This window comes from Diaphorobacter sp. HDW4B (assembly GCF_011305535.1).
Taxonomy (GTDB): Bacteria; Pseudomonadota; Gammaproteobacteria; order Burkholderiales; family Burkholderiaceae_C; genus Diaphorobacter_A.
The window spans coordinates 3,733,475-3,748,729 of record NZ_CP049905.1 but is presented as its reverse complement, the minus strand read 5'-3'; the positions used below and the strand labels follow the sequence as shown (position 1 = coordinate 3,748,729).

The window sequence follows — 15,255 nt, the reverse complement described above, 5'->3', positions numbered from 1 at the left end:
TCCGTCGATCAACCAGCGATGAAGCTAGGCCACACAGGGAATTGCAGGGCCAGAGCCCACACGAAGGCAACGTAGCTGCCAGCGGCCAGAACGGTGGCCAGCAGGAACACTTCCTTGAAGTTGAACGTGCTGCCTGCCAGGCTGGCGATGAACGTCAGGCCGTAGATGGCGATGATCAGGCCCATGGCTGGAATGCCGAACGAAGGCAGACCCGCGAGCAGCACACCGAATGCCAGATTGGCGCCGATGATGAAGACGATCTGCTTCCATGCCCACTTGCCGATCAGGTCACCGCCTTCGGTCTCGACCACGGTGGACTTGAACATCACAACCGCGCCGATGATGGCCAGCAAAATGCCCAGCAACAAGGGGAAGTAGCCTGGGCCCATACGAGCACCCGTTCCGACAGTGTAGGTGGTTGCGCCCCAGGCGAACGCAACACCGACAACCAGAAACATCAGGCCGGCAAAGAAATCTTTCTGACTCTTTATTTTCACAAACAAGTCTCCCGAGAAAAGGATAACGACCTGCGGATTGTCAGTTGCGTGTCAGTCCAAATCGATGTGGATTCCACCTACACCCGGATACAAGTTTTCCCTAAGAGACAAGCGGCTTGCGGGCGTGTTTGCACCCTTGCATTGCATACGTACAAACACGCAGATTTCATAGGGAACATTGCCTCGTCAACACGCATATCGACAACATGCGCGAGCCTTTGAAAGCAGCGACATACCGCAGTTCGGCACCCGAGATTGCGCTGTGGTGGACTCAAAAAACAAACGCCGTGTTGAAAAAACCAACACGGCGTTTGCTCGAATCTTGCGCCGACTCAACGCAATGCGTCATTCCAGCGGCGGCGTGGCCACGAGCACCTCGTCCAGCGTCGTGACCCCTTCCGCCGCCCGCATCGCGCCAGCCAGACGCAGGGGCCGCATGCCGTCTTTCACGCCCTGCCGGCGCACCTTGTCGATGGAGGGAGCCTGATTGATCAAATCCTTCAGGTCTTCACTGATGACCAGCAATTCATACAAGCCCATGCGTCCACGGAAGCCCGTCATGCGGCACTCGAGGCAACCCACCGGTTTGTACGCGCGGTAGTCGCCATTGAACTTCCATGGCTTGATGGTTTCGATCAGCTCATCCTGCGACGCACTCTCGTCCGGCGCCTTGCAGGACTTGCACAAAGTACGCACCAGACGCTGCGCCAGCACCCCGAGCAACGATGCATTGATCAGGTAAGGCGCAACCCCCAACTCCATCAGTCGTGACACGGCACTTGGCGCGTCGTTGGTGTGCAGCGTGGAGAAGACCAAGTGACCTGTCAGCGCGGCCTGCACCGCCATTTCGGCGGTTTCCAGATCGCGGATTTCGCCGACCATGATGATGTCCGGGTCCTGACGCATCAGCGCACGCAGGCCTTCTGCAAAGTTGAAATCGAGCTGCGCCTGCACCTGTGTCTGGTTGAAGGACGCCTCGATCATTTCGATCGGGTCTTCCACCGTGCTCACGTTCACCTCTTCCGTGGCGATGCGCTTGAGCGTCGAATACAGCGTCGTTGTCTTGCCCGAACCAGTCGGCCCGGTGACCAGAATGATGCCGTGCGGACGCTGCACCAAGGTTTCCCAACGCTGCGCGTCGTGCGGCGGAAAGCCCAGCGCACTCAGATCCTTGACCGTGTTGTCCGGGTCGAAAATCCGCATCACCATCTTTTCGCCAAAGGCCGTGGGCAAGGTCGACAGACGCATTTCCACTTCCTCGCCGCCGGGGTTGCGGGTCTTGATGCGGCCATCCTGCGGGCGACGTCGCTCGACCACATCCATGCGTCCCAGCAGCTTGATGCGGGCCACCATCGCGTTGAGCACGCTCATCGGCATCTGGTAGACCACATGCAGCACACCGTCGATGCGGAAGCGAATCACACCCTGCTCACGGCGCGGTTCCAGGTGAATGTCCGATGCGCGCTGATCGAAGGCGTATTGCCACAGCCAGTCCACCACGCGCACCACGCCCTGATCGTTCGCATCGAGCTGCTTGTTGGCCTTGCCCAGTTCGACCAACTGCTCGAAGCTGTTGCCCGAGGCGTTGCCGCCCGACTTCTGCGCCTGCCACACGGACTTGGCCAGTGCGAAGAATTCGGTGGTGTAGCGCTTGACGTCATCCGGATTGGCCATCACCCGCGTGACTTTGCGGCGCGACTGGCGCTCGACCTCGGCCACCCAATCATCGATGAAGGGCTCGCCGGTCGCGACCACGATTTCCTGCTGCGTGACCTGCACCGGAAGAATCCTGTGGCGCTCGGCGTAGTTCATGCTCATGACTTCCGACACGCGCCCCGCATCGACCTTGAGCGGATCGACGCGCAGATAGGGCATGCCGGCATACTGCGCCACGAATTCAGTGACCATGTACGCATCCAGCGGCTTGCCATCGCCGGCCCGCACCATGCCCACATTGCCCAGACGCACGAGCGGATGCTGCACGCTTTCCGCTCGAGAGCAGCGCTCGATGGTGCGCTCGGCCACCTCGGCATCGATCACGCCTTCCCTGCGCAGCCACTTCACGATGGTGCGCCAATCCAGCGGACCTTCGTGCTTGCTGCGCGGCGGCTTCGCGGCGGTGTCCGTCGTTGTGCTCGTGCTCATGTTCCGCTCTCTTTCTGTGTTCTTTTCAAAACAGTGCGCATTCCGCATCCGCCCTTCAAGCTGGCGCTTTGACGGGCTTGAAAACCTTCAGCCACTTGGGCGCTGGCAGATCCCAGCGCGTCTTGATGTCTTCCGCGCGCGCCAGCAATTCGGCGCGCGTGGGATGCGTGGGCGTGCGCTGCGCCAGCACAATGGTATTGCCCTCGCGCGTTGGCTTGAAGGCCCAGAGCGCTTCTTCGCCAAAGGCTTCTGCCAGCTTGGCCACGCTGCTTTCGTAGCTCGACGAGCGGCCGAACAGATTCACCGTCAGCACGCCGTCATCGCTGAGCAGCGCACGGCAGTCCTTGTAGAACTCGGCGCTGTCAAGCACCGGGGCGGCGGCGTCGTGGTCGTAGAGATCGACCGCCAGCGCATCCACCGTGCCCAGCCATTTGTCATTGCGAATTTCCACCGCCGCATCGCCGAGCACGACTTCGAGCTTGGCGCTGTCGGGCGGCAGTTTGAACCACGAACGGCAGACGCTGATGACCTGCGGGTTCAGCTCGATCACCGACGTCTTCATGCGCAGCTTCTTCACGCAGAACTTGGTGATCGCGCCCGCGCCCAGCCCCAGTTGCATGGCATGGCGACGGGCCACGCGCTCGGGCTCCACGAACAGCAGCCAGGCCATCATGCGCTGCACATATTCCAGATCGATATCGAACGGCGCCGCCATCTTCATCGAGCCCTGCACCCAGGGTGTTCCCAAGTGCAGATAACGCACGTCGCCGTCATCGGAGACGCTCACCTCGGGCAGATCAAAAGCAGCGGTTTGTTTTTTTCGGGTAGTCAACTCTTCACACCAATCCATACGATGCCAGCGCCTCGCGCCAGGCATTCAGTTTCTTCTCAAAGCTCCACGACGCGTTGGCCGGACTCGTGGACGGCAAACGCAGCGACGCGATTCTGTCATCGTCGTGTAAAGCCATGCTCCTGCGCACCGCCTTCGCGTGGCGAAAGCTCTCCCCGCCATTGTGGGCGATCGCGAGCAGTTGCGGGAGTTGCCTTTGCAGCGCCGCAAAATCGTTCACCTTCGCATTGCGGATGTTGGAGTCGAGGCTGCCCTCGCGCTCGCACGCCGCATACACGTCCCAGATGCCCAACTGGCGCTCCAGCAGCCACTGGCAGCGCCCTGCATAGTCCGTGCGATCCGGCAGCGGATGCGCAGGCCACAGCGCCGCCAGAATCTTCCAGAAATGGTTCTGCGGATGGCCGTAATACTGCACCGCACGCAGCGACGCCACACCGGGAAAGCTGCCCAGCACCAGCACTTTGGTGCCCGGCCCCACCACGGGCGGCAAGCCCACCAGTGGCAAATCGTCGGCAGATTCAGCCATTCAACGCGCCCTCCAGCAACGGCTTCAAGCGAGGCAAAGCCGCCACCGCATTGGCGCTGCTGATGCGCGCCAGTTCATCCGGGCTGACGCCGCGCAGCCCCGCCAGCACCTCGCCGATGCGCGGCAGCTCGGCCGGAGAGTTGCGTGCCTGCGGCGTACCCGTTTCGCGCAGCTCTGCGGTGACGTAGAGCCAATGCGGGGGAATGTCGGGCGAATCGGTCTCCAGCACCAACGATTCGAGCGGCAACTGCTCGGCCAGCCGCCGCAGTTGCAATGCGCGATCGAACGTCAGCGCGCCACCAAAGCCCAGCTTGAAACCCATGTCGATGAACGCCTGCGCCTGCTGCAGGCTGCCGTTGAACGCATGGGCAATGCCGCCGCAGACCGGCACCTCGCGCAGATGCTTGAGCAGCCGGTCGGCCGAGCGCCGCACATGCAGGATCACCGGCAGATCGAAGCGCCGCGCGAGTTGCAGTTGGGCGCGGTAGAAGTGTTCCTGCCGTGCCGGGTCCAGCCCCGGCACAAAGTAGTCGAGGCCGATCTCGCCAATCGCCACCAGCCTCGCATCCTCGCGCGACTCGGTCAAAGCCACTTCCAGCGCGGCCAGATCGCCCTCCTGCGCCTTCGGCGTGTAGAGCGGGTGGATGCCGAGCGCGTAGCTGTCGCCCCAGCGATGGGCCACCTCGCGCGAGGCCGCCCAATTGCTGTGCTCGACCGCCGGAATCACGCAGTGCGCCACACCGGCGCGACGGGCATCGGCTCGCATGGCGTCGGCATAGTCCTGCCCGCCGTGGACGACGAATTCGTCCAGATGACAGTGGGTGTCGATCCAGAACGCTGATGATTTTGCAAACTGCATGCGGGAATGATGCCGCAGAACGGGCCGCATCGGCGGCAACCGGGGCACTGCGGCCACCTTGTGAAGGCGCGCAACATCGGACCACTCCTTGTAAGACGAAATCCAATTCGGTGTGCGCGGCCCGGCAATCCGTGCTACTGTGACTCTCAAGCCCTTGAAAAACCTGCCACAACCGCTTTGAATGAAGTGGCCGCTGCGCGCTCAACCCATCTCCCGCAGAGGCCGCTCGCAAAGGTGACGTATGCCCCGGATCGCCCGTTACAGCAGCTCACGCCGCGACCCTGTCCCCGCCGCCGAGGACACGCCGCTGGCTGCGGGCGCAGGTCCGGCAGAGCCAACGCCGCCGCTGGCTGATCCCGCCGCAACACCCCCAAGCCCCCGCCGCCGCCCGAAGATCGCCTGGATGCTGCTGATCCTCGTGCTCGCCCTGAATGCCGGCGTGCTCGGCTACTGGCTGTATGAGCAACAACATCGTGCACCGCAGCCAATCACGCAGAAGGACATCGACGCCGCTGTTCTGCGCGCCCTGCAGACGCAGACCCTGCCCTCGCCCACAGCCAAGGCAGCGGCCAAAATTGCGCCGTCGGTCGTGCATGTCGTCGGCTACACGCGCACCAAGCGCGGCACCGAGGTCGAACGCGGCGAAGGCACGGGCGTGGTGGTGGTCGATACCGGCGTGATCCTCACCAATCTGCATGTGGTCAACGGATCGCGCCGCATCGCCGTGCAGTTTGCGGACGGCACCAAATCGGACGCCCGTGTCATCAACGTCCAGCCCGAGAACGATCTGGCCGTGCTGCAAGCCAACGAGCCGCCCGACGATCTGCAGGCCGCCGCCATGCGTTCCACCGATGGTCTGAACGCGGGTGATCAGGTGATCGCCGTGGGCTTTCCGTTCGGTATCGGACCCTCGGTGTCGGCGGGCGTGCTCTCCGGTTTCAAACGCGAATTCCAGTCGCCCGAAGGCAAGCAGGCGCTGCGCAATCTGATCCAGTTCGACGCCGCCGCCAACCCCGGCAACTCGGGCGGGCCGCTGGTCACCATGGATGGCGAAGTCATCGGCATCGTCACCGCGATTCTCAATCCGACCGCAGCGCGCACCTCGCTCGGCATCGGTTTTGCCGTGCCGATCGAGAACGCGGCCAAGGCCGTCGGATCACCCCCTTTCTGAGCCCCCAACGCATTCAGCACGCAAGGATGAACCCGATGGAGACCAACAGCAACAGCCCCACCACCCCACCGACCGCCGTGCTGATGGAGCAAATTCTTTACGAAATCAAGCGCGTCGTCGTCGGGCAGGATCGCTTTCTCGAACGCGTGATGGTCGCCATCCTCGCGCAGGGCCATCTGCTGGTCGAAGGCGTTCCGGGCCTCGCCAAGACGCTCACCGTGAAGACGCTGGCCAGCACCATCAACGGCGAGTTCCGCCGCATCCAGTTCACGCCCGATCTGGTGCCCGCCGACCTGATCGGCACGCGCATGTACAACCAGCGCATGGGCGAATTCAGCACCACGCTCGGCCCCGTTTTCACCCACCTGCTGCTGGCCGACGAAATCAACCGCGCGCCCGCCAAGGTGCAGAGCGCGCTGCTCGAAGTGATGCAGGAGCGCCAGGTGACGATTGCGGGCGAGACGCACCGCGTGGCTGAGCCCTTTCTCGTGATGGCCACGCAGAACCCCATCGAGACCGAAGGCACCTACGCGCTGCCCGAGGCACAGGTCGACCGCTTCATGATGAAAGTGGTGATCGGCTACCCGAGCGAGGAAGAGGAGTTCGTGATCGCCGAACGCGCGCTCGCACCCGCCGTGGCCGTGCAGGCCGTTGCCAGCACCGCCCAATTGGCGCAGTTGCAGCGCGCGGTGCGCGAGGTCTATGTCGATCCATCGCTGCTGCAATATGCGGTGCGCGTGGTGGCGGCCACGCGCAATCCGGGCATCTATGGGCTCAAGGATTTGAGCGGCGCGATTGCCTGCGGTGCCAGCCCGCGCGCCACGATTGCGCTGGCCGAAGGTGCGCAGGCCTTGGCGCTGATGCGCGGGCGCAGCTATGTGCTGTTCGACGACTTGAAGGAACTCGCGCACGATGTGCTGCGCCACCGCATCACGCTGTCGTACGAAGCCATGGCCGACGCGCAGAACGTCGATGCGCTGATCGACCAGATTCTGGTGCGCCTGCCCGCCCCGGCGCGCGTGGCCGACATCACCGGCAAGGAGGTACGCCGTGCCTGAATCGTCGTCGCCAACGCCGTACTCTCCGGTGCTCGCGCAGAACGCCGAAAAGCTGCTGCAGCGGCTGGAATGGCGCGTGCTGCGGCGGCTCGACGGACTGCTGCAGGGCGACTACCGCACGCTGATGCGCGGCACGGGCATCGACCTGGCCGACCTGCGCGAATACCAGCCGCATGACGATGTGCGCCATATCGACTGGAACGTCACCGCGCGCCTCGGCACACCGCATGTGCGCGTGTTCACCGAAGACCGCGAGATGACCGCGTGGTTTCTGCTCGACTTGAGCCCCTCTGTCGATTTCGGCCCGCCAGGTCGCACCAAGCGCGACCAGCTCATCGGCTTTGCGGGCGTGCTCGCGCGGCTGTTCACGCGGCGCGGCAACCGCGTCGGAGCCGTGCTGCATGGCAGCGCCGCACGCGACCGCGCTCTGCCCGCGCGCAGCAGTCGTGCGCATGTTTTGCAGTTGCTGCACATGCTGATGGACGGTGGTGCACCGCCCAAACCCACCACAAAGGACATGCAAGGAACGACGCAATTGAGCCGCCTGCTGACCTCCGCACAAGGCATGCTGCGCCGCCGCTCCACGGTGTTTCTGGTGTCCGACTTCATGAGCGAACCCGGCTGGGAAAAGCCGCTCGCGCTGCTCGCTCAGCGCCATGATGTGGTGGCAGTGCGCCTGCTCGACCCGCTGGAACTGGAGCTGCCCGACATCGGCCTCGTGTGGCTCAGCGACCCCGAAACCGGCGAACGTCTGCATGTGGACACGCGCAGCAGCGGCCTTCGCAAACGCTATGCGCGACTGGCGGCGGAGCGCGAAGAACAGTTGCGAAACAGCCTTGCGCAAGCCGGTGTCGACACGCTGGAGCTGGCGACCGACGACGATCTGCTGGAGAGCATGATCCGCTTTCTCGCGCTGCGCGGATTGCGCACGGCACAACTTGCCCAACGATTCGGCTCCAGCCCGTTGGCCGCGTCGGCCCACTGACCACACAGCACGAAAGAAAGGAGCCGCAGCAACATGGAATTTCTCTGGCCCACCATGCTTTGGCTGCTGTTGATCCTGCCGCTTCTGCTGCTCGTGTACTGGCTCGCGCAGCGGCGTCGGCGCAGCACGGCCCTGCACTATCCGGCGCTCTCGCTGGTGCGCGAGGCCATGGGCGCGGGCCAGCGCATCCGCAGGCACATTCCGCCGTTGCTGTGCTTCATCGGACTGGCCGCTTTGCTGCTGGCCGCTGCCCGCCCGGTGGCCACGCTGCGTCTGCCGCTGGAGCAGCAGACCATCGTGCTGGCGATGGATGTATCGGGCAGCATGCGCGCCACCGATGTCGAACCCAATCGACTCGTCGCCGCGCAGAACGCGGCCAAGGCGTTCATCGCCGCGCTGCCGCGCAATGTGCGCGTGTCGGTCGTGGCGTTTGCGGGCACGGCGCAGATCGCGCAGTTGCCAACGCAGAATCATGATGATCTGAACACCGCCATCGACTCGTTCCAACTGCAGCGCGGCACGGCCACGGGCAACGGCATTCTCATGGCGCTCGCGGCGATCTTTCCCGGCAGCGGCATCGATCTCGCCGCGCTCTCGGGCCGCGACGCCATGTTCGCGCGCAGCATCGACGAAGTCATCAGCGGAGGCACTGGCCAGCAGCGCATGCCGCCCGCGCCCGTTCAACCGGGCTCATACAACTCGGCGGCCATCGTCATGCTGTCGGACGGCCAGCGCAACACCGGCGTCGATCCGATGCTGGCCGCGCAATGGGCGGCCGATCGCGGGGTGCGCGTCTACACCGTGGGCGTGGGTACGCCCGAAGGCACGGTGATCGAATTCGAGGGTTGGTCCATGCGCGTGCGGCTGGACGAAGAAACGCTCAAGCAGGTCGCCAAGGTCACCAAGGCCGAGTACTTCCACGCGGCCACGGCGCAGGATCTGCTCAAGGTCTACGAGACACTGCACTCGCGCCTCACGCTGGAAAAGCGCGAGACCGAAGTCTCCGCGCTGCTCGCGCTGGCGGGCGCGCTGTTCATCATCCTCGCCGCCACGCTGTCGCTGTGGTGGTATGGGCGCGTGCTTTAGAAACCGTTCGTCACGGATTGTCGGGATGAAGGAGTTGGTCTTCGGAGCAACAGACCTGGCAGCGCGCGCAGCCCATGAACTGCTCACCACAATGCTGAGATGGCCCCTCAGGCTAGACGCAAAGCCGCAGACAGTACAAGCGTACGACAAGGCTTTGCAACGACGCATGAGGGGTCATATCAGCACCTTCAAACGAAGACGCTCACCTCAAGCGCTGCTCCTTGGTCCGTCACGCATTCCAATTCCTTCCGGGTAATCCGGGAAGGACTTCAAAGCAATTCAAAGATTGCCCGCGACGAGGCGCAGCACGCGGTTGCAGCGCGCGGCCAGCGATTCATCGTGCGTCACCATCACGAAAGCCGTTCCGCGATCGCGCGCGAGCTGCATCATGAGCGCGAACACCGTGTCGGCAGTCTTGCGATCCAGGTTGCCCGTGGGCTCGTCGGCCAGCACGCAGGCGGGCGCAGTGACCAGCGCGCGCGCGATCGCCACACGCTGACGCTCGCCGCCCGACAGCTCCGCCGGGCGATGATGCAGGCGCTGCTCCAGCCCGACGGATTGGAGCATCGCATCGGCGCTTTCGAGGCAGCGCGCCTGATCCCAGCGGCGAATGCGCAGCGGCATGGCCACGTTGTCGCGCGCGCTGAACTCGGGCAGCAGATGGTGGAACTGGTAGATGAAACCCAGATGCTCGTTGCGCAAACGGCCCTGCTTGTCGGCCGACAGCAAGGCCAGATCCTGCCCCATGAGTTCGACCTTGCCGGTGCTCGGCGAATCGAGGCCACCCAGCAGATGCAGCAAGGTGCTCTTGCCCGAACCGGACGCGCCGACGATGGCCAGCGTCTCGCCCGCATGCACGTCGAGATCGACGCCATGCAGCACGGTCACGTCGAGCCGGCCTTCTTCAAAACGCTTGGTCAGCCCACGTGCGCGCAGCACGACCTTCTTGTTGTTGTTGTTCTCGTTCATCGCATTCATCGCATCACTCATAGCGCAGCGCCTCGGCAGGATTCACGCGGCTGGCGCGCCAGCTCGGATACAGGGTGGCCGCAAAAGCCAGAATCAGGGAGATGACCGCAATCGGCATGATGTCGGCGTACTGCGGCTCGCTCGGCATCTTGCTGATCAGGTAGATGTCCTTGGGCAGGAAAGTGGTGTGCAGCGCGCGCTCGATGGCGGGCACGATCACGTCGATGTTGAACGCGATCACGAGGCCCAGCACCAGACCGGCCAGCGTGCCGATCACGCCGACCATCGCACCCTGCACCACGAAGATGCCCATGATGCTCTTCGGGCTCGCACCCAGCGTGCGCAAAATGGCGATGTCCGCGCGCTTGTCGGTCACCGTCATCACCAGCGTGGACACCAGATTGAACGCGGCCACGGCGACGATCAGCGTGAGGATGATGAACATCATCCGCTTCTCGAGTTGCACGGCAGCGAACCAGGTCTTGTTCTGCTGCGTCCAGTCGCGGATCAGCAGATGGCCCGACAGCGAATGCGCCAATTGCAGCGCTACTTGCGGCGCTTCATGCAGATCCTTGATCTTCAGGCGCACGCCGGTCGGGCCTTCAAGGCGGAAGATCTTCTCGGCATCCGCGTGGTGCATGAAGACCAGCGCGGAGTCGTATTCATAGTGACCGGAATTGAATGTGCCCGCCACCTTCATTTGCTTGATGCGCGGCACCACACCGGCTGGCGTGACCTGGCCCGAAGGTGCGATCAGCGTGACCAGATCGCCCGGCAGCACACCCATGCCGTGGGCCAGCTCGCTGCCCAGAATCACGTTGAACTCGCCCGGCACCAGTGTCTTGAGCACGTTCATCTGATCGGCGGCCATGTCGGTCACCTGACCTTCGAGCGCCGGATCGATGCCGCGCACCAGCGCGCCCTTGACCTCGTCGCCGCGTCCGAGCAGCGCCTGTGCGGACACGAACGGCGCAGCGCCCACCACATTGGGATTGGCGCGAGCCTCCTTCAAGGTCAGCGGCATGTCCGGCAGCGCAGCGCCTTGCGGGGCGAAGATTTCGATGTGCGAGACGACGCTCAACATGCGGTCGCGCACTTCTTTCTGAAAGCCGTTCATCACGCTGAGCACGATGATGAGCGCGGCCACCCCGAGCGCGATGCCCAGCATCGACACGCCCGAGATGAAAGAGATGAAGCCGTTGCGCCGCGTGGCGCGGCCCGCGCGCGTGTAGCGCCAGCCCACGGCCAGTTCGTATGGAATTTGCATGGTGGTTGGAATCATGACGCAGACCGGTTTGCTCTGTGCAAATCACAAAATCCGGCCCGCTTGTGCACATGGATTGTGGCATCCCGGACAATAGACCCATGTCGGACGTTCCCCATTTACTCATTCCCTTCGCGGCCAGCCCTTCGGGGGGCTGCCAGCAGACGCTCAAGGATCTGCCCCTGCCGCATCTGGACCGCCTGCTCGCGCGCATGTCGCTTGTCAGCACGGATGCCGGAGAAGAAACCGATTTCTCGCCGCCGCACGAACGCGCCCTCGCGCGCTCGCTGGGCCTGCCAGCAGCCAAGAACGGCATCACGCCCTGGGCCGCATGGCAGCAGCGGCATCTTCGCGACGAAGCCGCCAAACAGAAAGCGTGGACTTACATCACGCCCTGTCAATGGCATGTGAGCACCGACCATGTGACCATGCTCGACCCGGCCGATCTGCAGCTCACGCCATTCAGTTCGCGCGCGCTGATGGACATCCTCGCGCCCTGGTTTGCCGAAGACGGCATCGAGCTGATCTATGACGAGCCGATGCGCTGGATTGCCAGTGGCGATGTGTTCGATGGCGTGGCCGCGGCCTCGCTCGACCGCGTGATCCAGCGCGATGTGCGCTCGTGGATGCCGCTGGCCGACAACGCCGAGCACACGCGCGCCATCCACCGCCTGCAAAGCGAGATGCAGATGCTGCTCTACACGCACCCGATCAACGACGCGCGCGCCGAGGAAGGCCTCCCGCCGGTCAACACCTTCTGGATGCACGGTGCTGGTCGCCTGCCCCAGCCCCCTGCCGCGACGGCCATGCCGCTCGTGCCGACCGGTCTGCGCGACTCGGCGCTGCGTGAAGACTGGCGTCAGTGGGCCGCGCAATGGCGCGAGCTCGATGCGGGCGCGGTTGCCGAAATCGAGCACCACGTGGCCGCAGGCGGCAAGGCGCGGCTCACGCTGTGCGGCGAATGCAGCTCCATGGAATTCCAGACCACCGAACACAGCTTCGGCCAGAAGCTCAAGCGTCTTTTCTCCAGACCGCAACGCTTTCTGGACCTGCAGAGCAAACTATGAAAATCATCGCCAGAGACATTCCGCCCCGCGCCGTGTGGGCGCTGGAACAGGCGGGCGTGCACCCGCTGCTGGCAAGGCTGTATGCCGCGCGCGGCGTGCAGACCAAGGACGAGCTGGACGACGCGCTCGCGCGTCTGCTGCCACCGTCCGACCTGCGCGGCATCCGTGAAGCGGCTGCGCTGCTGGCCGATGCCATCGCCGCCGACAAGCGCATGATCATCGTCGCCGATTACGACTGCGACGGTGCCACTGCCTGCGCCGTGGGCGTGCGCGGCCTGCGCATGCTGGGCGCAAAACACGTGGACTATCTCGTGCCCGATCGCGTGGTGGACGGCTACGGCCTCACGCCGCCGATCTCGCGCCGCGTGGCAGAGCGCAATGCCGATCTCTTGATCACCGTGGACAACGGCATCGCCAGCGTCGACGGCGTGGCCGAAGCCAAGCGCCTGGGCCTTTCGGTGCTGGTGACCGATCACCATCTGCCCGGCCCCACGCTGCCGGATGCCGATGCCATCGTCAACCCCAACCAGCCGGGCTGCGGCTTCGAGAGCAAGTCCGCCGCCGGTGTGGGCGTGATGTTCTACGTGCTGATGGCGCTGCGCACCGAGCTGCGCGCGCGCGGCGTGTTCGACAAGGCCAACCAGCCCAAGCTGGAGCCGCTGCTGCCGCTGGTGGCGCTCGGCACCGTGGCCGACGTGGTCAGGCTGGACAACAACAACCGCCGCCTCGTCGCCCAAGGCTTGAAGCGCATCCGTGCGGGTTACATGCAACCGGGCATCGAGGCCCTGTTCAAGGCCGCAGGCCGCAAGGCGGAAGACGCAACCACGTTCGACTTCGGCTTTGCGCTTGGCCCGCGCATCAACGCGGCGGGGCGTCTGGACGACATGAAGCTCGGCATCGAATGCCTGCTGACTGACGACCCCATGAAGGCCGCCGAACTCGCGAGCCAGCTCGACTCCATCAACCGCGAACGCCGCGAACTCGAAGGCGGCATGCGCGAGCAGGCCATGCTCATGGCCGAAACGCTGTTCGACGAAAGCGAAGAGCCACCACCGGCCATCAGCGTGTTCGATCCCGATTTTCACGAAGGCGTGGTCGGCATCGTCGCATCGCGTTTGAAGGACAAGCTGCATCGCCCGACCTTCGTGTTCGCCGCCAGCAGCGCACCGGGCAAGGAGCACGAACTCAAGGGCTCGGGCCGCAGCATTCCCGGTTTTCATCTGCGCGATGCGCTCGATCTGGTGGCCAAGCGCCATCCGGGCGTGCTGCTCAAATTCGGCGGCCACGCGATGGCGGCGGGCTGCACGGTGACCGAGGAATTCTTCGACGTGTTCGAGCAAGGTTTCGCGCAGGTCGCGCAGGAATGGCTGGACGCCGCCACGCTCACCCGCAAGCTGGAAACCGATGGCCCGCTCGCGCCCGAATACTGCCGAGCCGAACTGGTCGATGTGCTGCATCGCGAAGTCTGGGGCCAAGGCTTTGCGCCGCCGACCTTCAGCGAAGAGGTCGAAATCGTGAGCCAGCGCCTCGTCGGCGAGGGCAAGAACCATCTGTCGATCAAGTTGCTGCACCAAGGCCAGCCGGTCGATGCCATCTGGTTCAGCCACACCGAACCGCTGCCCGCCCGCGCCACGCTGGCGTTTCGCCTCGACGTGAACGAGTGGCGCGGCGAGCGCAAAGTGCAGTTTCTGGTCGAAGGCTGGCAGGACTGAGGCCTGGGGCGCTGTGCCCGCGCAGCTTGTCTTCAGGTGGTCTCGAAGGCCCGGATGTCGTCGAGCAGCCGCCCCAGCCACTCCATGAACACCTGCGTGCGCCGCGACAACTGCGCGCGGTGGGCAAACACCATGTTCACCGGCAGCGGCGGCGGGCGGCGCTCGGGCATCACCTCCACCAACTCGCCAGCCGCAAGATGCGCGCGCACGTCGTAGAGCGGAATCTGGATCAACCCCAGACCAGAGAGCGCGCAGGCGATATAGGTTTCGGCATTGTTCACCGCCACATTGCAGGGCATGGCAAGCGTGTGCAGCTTGCCCGCCTCCAACCACTCCCAGCCCGCCGCGCGGCCGCGTGACGGCGAAAGGTAGTTCACCGCCTTGTGCGCATGCAGGTCGTCCGGCGACCGCGGCACGCCGAATGTCTTCAAATAGTCCGGGCTGGCGCAGTTGATCAGCTCGAACGAGCCCAGCGGGCGCGCCACCAGGTTGGAATCGGCCAGATTCCCTACCCGCAAGGCGCAATCCACGTTCTCCAGCACCAGATCGACGGCGCGGTCGGTCGAGCCGAGATCCAGCTCCAGATCCGGATGCTCGCGAAACAAGGTGGGCAAGGCAGGCGCAATCACCAGCCGCGCCACGCGGCTGGGCACGTCCACCCGCAAGCGTCCGACCACGCCTGTGCCCGAGGGGCGATAGCGCTGCTCCAGATCCTGCATGTCGTCCACCAGCAACCGGGCGCGCTCCATCAGGTTTTCGCCATCCATCGTGAGGGCCACCTTGCGCGTCGTGCGGTGCATGAGTCGCACGCCAAGGCGGGCCTCCAGTTGCTGCACCGCCAGCGTGATCGTGGGGCGAGGCATGTCGAGCTGATCGGCCGCTTGCGAAAAGCTGCCGGTAGCGCCCACGCGCAGAAAAATGCGCAGCAGATCAATGCGGTCCATGGCGATTGATTGTTATGAAATTCTGAATAAACAAGAAGTGAAATGGTAATTTATTTTGCTTCTTATGCCCAATAAGCTGGCGCTCTTTCCTTTTCTCTTTTTCCCTTTTCCTTCTTCTTCAT

The 15,255-nt window shown here is 64.1% G+C and carries 14 protein-coding genes; 6 read left to right on the top strand and 8 right to left on the bottom strand.

Annotation, left to right across the window (positions count from 1 at the left end; translation table 11 throughout):
* Positions 1 to 8: 8 nt before the first annotated feature.
* The 5 genes from G7048_RS17080 to G7048_RS17060 form a co-directional block, all read right to left on the bottom strand.
* Complete coding sequence (locus tag G7048_RS17080) at positions 9 to 497, bottom strand: tripartite tricarboxylate transporter TctB family protein (protein WP_166069288.1); 489 nt, start codon at positions 495 to 497, stop codon at positions 9 to 11.
* A gap of 345 nt (positions 498 to 842) precedes the next feature.
* Complete coding sequence (locus G7048_RS17075) at positions 843 to 2,642, bottom strand: GspE/PulE family protein (protein WP_166069287.1); 1,800 nt, start codon at positions 2,640 to 2,642, stop codon at positions 843 to 845.
* A gap of 55 nt (positions 2,643 to 2,697) precedes the next feature.
* Positions 2,698 to 3,492, bottom strand: coding sequence for a spermidine synthase (locus tag G7048_RS17070; RefSeq protein WP_205750283.1), 795 nt, complete (start codon positions 3,490 to 3,492; stop codon positions 2,698 to 2,700).
* Complete coding sequence (locus G7048_RS17065; RefSeq protein WP_166069285.1) at positions 3,479 to 4,018, bottom strand: DNA-deoxyinosine glycosylase; 540 nt, start codon at positions 4,016 to 4,018, stop codon at positions 3,479 to 3,481. Before G7048_RS17065 ends, G7048_RS17070 begins: the two co-directional genes overlap by 14 nt.
* Complete coding sequence (locus G7048_RS17060; protein ID WP_166069284.1) at positions 4,011 to 4,877, bottom strand: TatD family hydrolase; 867 nt, start codon at positions 4,875 to 4,877, stop codon at positions 4,011 to 4,013. Before G7048_RS17060 ends, G7048_RS17065 begins: the two co-directional genes overlap by 8 nt.
* A 241-nt stretch (positions 4,878 to 5,118) precedes the next feature.
* Here G7048_RS17060 and G7048_RS17055 point away from each other — a divergent pair, with 241 nt between their 5' ends.
* The 4 genes from G7048_RS17055 to G7048_RS17040 are packed head-to-tail and all read left to right on the top strand — an operon-like array spanning position 5,119 to position 9,177.
* A complete protein-coding gene (locus G7048_RS17055; RefSeq protein ID WP_166069283.1) occupies positions 5,119 to 6,048 on the top strand; it encodes a S1C family serine protease in 930 nt (309 codons plus the stop codon).
* Between the two features lie 35 nt (positions 6,049 to 6,083).
* Positions 6,084 to 7,106, top strand: coding sequence for a MoxR family ATPase (locus G7048_RS17050; protein WP_166069282.1), 1,023 nt, complete (start codon positions 6,084 to 6,086; stop codon positions 7,104 to 7,106).
* Positions 7,099 to 8,091, top strand: a complete 993-nt coding sequence (locus tag G7048_RS17045; RefSeq protein WP_240933017.1) for a DUF58 domain-containing protein — start codon at positions 7,099 to 7,101, stop codon at positions 8,089 to 8,091. The genes G7048_RS17050 and G7048_RS17045 overlap by 8 nt, the downstream gene beginning before the upstream one ends.
* A gap of 33 nt (positions 8,092 to 8,124) precedes the next feature.
* Positions 8,125 to 9,177 carry a VWA domain-containing protein gene (locus G7048_RS17040; RefSeq protein WP_166069281.1) on the top strand — a complete coding sequence of 351 codons (1,053 nt, stop codon included), beginning with the start codon at positions 8,125 to 8,127 and terminating at the stop codon, positions 9,175 to 9,177.
* Between the two features lie 279 nt (positions 9,178 to 9,456).
* Here G7048_RS17040 and lolD read toward each other — a convergent pair whose 3' ends face one another.
* Positions 9,457 to 10,167: a lipoprotein-releasing ABC transporter ATP-binding protein LolD gene (gene lolD, locus G7048_RS17035; RefSeq protein ID WP_240933016.1), complete on the bottom strand. Its 711-nt coding sequence runs from the start codon at positions 10,165 to 10,167 to the stop codon at positions 9,457 to 9,459.
* Positions 10,160 to 11,413: a lipoprotein-releasing ABC transporter permease subunit gene (locus tag G7048_RS17030; RefSeq protein ID WP_166069280.1), complete on the bottom strand. Its 1,254-nt coding sequence runs from the start codon at positions 11,411 to 11,413 to the stop codon at positions 10,160 to 10,162. The genes lolD and G7048_RS17030 overlap by 8 nt, the downstream gene beginning before the upstream one ends.
* Positions 11,414 to 11,511: 98 nt before the next feature.
* Here G7048_RS17030 and G7048_RS17025 point away from each other — a divergent pair, with 98 nt between their 5' ends.
* A complete protein-coding gene (locus G7048_RS17025) occupies positions 11,512 to 12,477 on the top strand; it encodes a phosphoglycerate mutase (protein ID WP_166069279.1) in 966 nt (321 codons plus the stop codon).
* Positions 12,474 to 14,189: a single-stranded-DNA-specific exonuclease RecJ gene (gene recJ / locus G7048_RS17020; RefSeq protein ID WP_166069278.1), complete on the top strand. Its 1,716-nt coding sequence runs from the start codon at positions 12,474 to 12,476 to the stop codon at positions 14,187 to 14,189. The genes G7048_RS17025 and recJ overlap by 4 nt, the downstream gene beginning before the upstream one ends.
* A gap of 32 nt (positions 14,190 to 14,221) precedes the next feature.
* On the opposite strand, the gene G7048_RS17015 is transcribed toward recJ, so the two are convergent.
* On the bottom strand, positions 14,222 to 15,133 hold the full coding sequence (locus tag G7048_RS17015; protein WP_166069277.1) for a LysR family transcriptional regulator: 912 nt from the start codon (positions 15,131 to 15,133) through the stop codon (positions 14,222 to 14,224).
* Positions 15,134 to 15,255: the final 122 nt, after the last annotated feature.

Coding starts and splice junctions, on each gene's coding strand:
- G7048_RS17040 (WP_166069281.1), top strand. CDS start 8,125: ATGGAATTTCTCTGGCCCACCATGCTTTGGCTGCTGTTGATCCTGCCG.
- G7048_RS17060 (WP_166069284.1), bottom strand. CDS start 4,877: ATGCAGTTTGCAAAATCATCAGCGTTCTGGATCGACACCCACTGTCAT.
- G7048_RS17070 (WP_205750283.1), bottom strand. CDS start 3,492: ATGGATTGGTGTGAAGAGTTGACTACCCGAAAAAAACAAACCGCTGCT.
- G7048_RS17065 (WP_166069285.1), bottom strand. CDS start 4,018: ATGGCTGAATCTGCCGACGATTTGCCACTGGTGGGCTTGCCGCCCGTG.
- lolD (WP_240933016.1), bottom strand. CDS start 10,167: ATGAGTGATGCGATGAATGCGATGAACGAGAACAACAACAACAAGAAG.
- G7048_RS17050 (WP_166069282.1), top strand. CDS start 6,084: ATGGAGACCAACAGCAACAGCCCCACCACCCCACCGACCGCCGTGCTG.
- G7048_RS17075 (WP_166069287.1), bottom strand. CDS start 2,642: ATGAGCACGAGCACAACGACGGACACCGCCGCGAAGCCGCCGCGCAGC.
- G7048_RS17030 (WP_166069280.1), bottom strand. CDS start 11,413: ATGCAAATTCCATACGAACTGGCCGTGGGCTGGCGCTACACGCGCGCG.
- recJ (WP_166069278.1), top strand. CDS start 12,474: ATGAAAATCATCGCCAGAGACATTCCGCCCCGCGCCGTGTGGGCGCTG.
- G7048_RS17015 (WP_166069277.1), bottom strand. CDS start 15,133: ATGGACCGCATTGATCTGCTGCGCATTTTTCTGCGCGTGGGCGCTACC.
- G7048_RS17055 (WP_166069283.1), top strand. CDS start 5,119: ATGCCCCGGATCGCCCGTTACAGCAGCTCACGCCGCGACCCTGTCCCC.
- G7048_RS17025 (WP_166069279.1), top strand. CDS start 11,512: ATGTCGGACGTTCCCCATTTACTCATTCCCTTCGCGGCCAGCCCTTCG.